Origin of the sequence: Cognatiyoonia sp. IB215182 (genome assembly GCF_033963905.1) — a bacterium.
Lineage (GTDB): Bacteria > Pseudomonadota > Alphaproteobacteria > Rhodobacterales > Rhodobacteraceae > Yoonia.
In genome coordinates this window covers 1-2,275 of sequence record NZ_JAXBMB010000055.1, presented here as the reverse complement: position 1 = coordinate 2,275, position 2,275 = coordinate 1, and the positions used below count along the sequence as shown (strand labels likewise).

Genomic DNA, 2,275 nt, shown 5'->3' with positions numbered 1-2,275 from the left:
CGCTGCGCTCTGGCGTAGGCAGTAGCACTCACCGATTTCCGCATCCTGATAATCTGACACCCGGCCCCAGGCCGGCTATTGCACGCGGATCAATTGGTAGTCTGATCACGGCTTCCGGATTGGATGGCTTTACGCGGTTGTCCTCGGCCGACGTGATGGCGGTCACTGGTGCGAGATCAGCTACAACCATCCTCCACCTTTTTATCCCGATCAGACCGGACGGGGCGAGAGCAGCGCAGCCGACCGCCAACTGTGGTTCGCTTCCGCTTGAGGCTCAAACAACGCCTCCGGCCGATACCCATACCTACACCCGCAATTATGCCAACCCATCGACTGCCTGACGGGCAGGGCGGTGCCTTGCCTCGATTGTACTCAATGTCGCTCACAGGAGAGTTTCAAAATGACGAACCAGTCCTCAGACACCCAGCCGGTCCTTCGCCCGCGTAACGTCTCGGTTCGGGCTGGTCGTTTGATCAAGTTCAAGGGTCGGGTGGCAAGCATTGCGCCAGGGCTTTCGGTCCTGGTCGCAGCGCTGTTCTCCGGCGGTGACGTCCAGGCTGCCAATGAGTGCGGAAATCCAAAGAACAATCCGCACACCTTTAACGACGGCGTCATCACATGTGACGCTAGAGAATACAATAATGGCATCACCTATGAAGGATCAGAGGTACACACTGTGATCCTTCAGTACTCAGGCATCACGGTGGAAGCTTGGGGTGTCTCTGGGGCGGCAGTGCGTGGGGCGGATAATACTTCAGGCGATATCGCTGTGCTACTGCACCACGGGAGCGTTACCACTGATGGTCCGGCGCTTAACTACAATAACCACGGGCTTGAGGCGTATACCGAGGGCAGTGGAGATGCGACCGCTCAAATGAATGGCGGGGATGTCACCACGCATGCTGTCCTTAGTTACGGGCTTCGGGCGGAGATCAAAAACGCGGGGAGTAACGCCACGGCGAAGGCGGAAATGACCGCAGGGAATATCAATAGTCACAGCGGATCAAGCTCTGGGCTTTCTGCGGGAACCGACTCCATAGGTGGCGCGGCGATCGCTGAAATAAGTGGTGGCACAATCACCACGCACGGCGGAGCGTCTCATGGGATTTCTGCGTCGGTCAACAAAAACACGGGGAGTGCAGCCAGTGCAACGGCGCGCATGACCGGAGGGCTGATCAGGACGCACCAGAACGTTTCCCATGGGGTTTTGGCAGAGAGCAATGGAGGGGTGGTTGAGGGCGATGTCCGCGCCGAGGTGCTCGCGGAAATGAGTGGCGGCACAATCATCACGCGAGGGGAAAGAGATTCCCATGGGGTTCGAGCGCGGCTCTATGACAATACGGCGAATAGCAAAGCTACGGCGACAGCGCGCATGACCAAGGGCGTGATTAGTACGACAGGTTACCGATCCGCTGGGATTTCTGCGGCTGCAGATGCATCCTGTGATTGTGATGCAATCGCTGAGATGAATGCTATCAACGGCAGCAGCACAATCACCACGGAAGGGGAGCAATCCCACGGGATACGGGCGGTGTCCAACAACTCGGAGAGTGCATCCGAGGCGAGTGCAATGGCTGTCATGAGAAACGGGAGTATCAATATTAACGGTCAATGGGCTCATGGGATTTCTGTGCAAGCCAATGGTGGCCTGGGGAGCGCGCTGGCGGAAATGCGTGGTGGCACAATCACCACGACTCACGGGGGGGCGTCCGCGATTTATGTGCGGATTCACAACGAGGATCACACAAACAACTCCGACAACACAAACGGGGCGACAGCGCGTATGTTCGGAGGGACGATCATGACGACGAACAGGGTCAACGCGTTCGAGGGTTCCCACGGGATTCATGCGGACACCACTGGCTCAGCCGATGTGGTCGTGGAGATGAAGGGCGGCAGTATCACCACGCTAGGGAGAAATTCTCACGGGCTTTGGGCGGAAGCAGAGGCGGATGCGATGCCGAGTGGCGTGCGGTTTGATCCAAACTCAACGCCGCAAGCCAAGGTGGCTGTCAAGCTGAATGCGGGTGCCGTTGTCACGGCTTCAGGGGCGGGTTCAAACGGGATTCGTGTCTCAGGGAATTACGTGACTGTTTCCAGCACCGACCTCACAAAATTTTGGCTAGGTGTAGAAGAGTTTGACGTGGACGTGGCCGGGATTGTGACGGGCGGAGCTGACGGATTTAACGCTGATGACGACGGCGCTGCGATTCGCACGATCTCCGACGCTGACGGCGGGGGAACAATTGATATTGCCAGCACTGCCATTGTTACT

At 57.7% G+C, this 2,275-nt stretch carries 1 pseudogene; it reads left to right on the top strand.

The features are described 5' to 3' along the window. Positions 1-400: 400 nt before the first annotated feature. Positions 401-2,275: pseudogene (locus SLH47_RS26195) on the top strand (hypothetical protein); the annotation flags it as partial.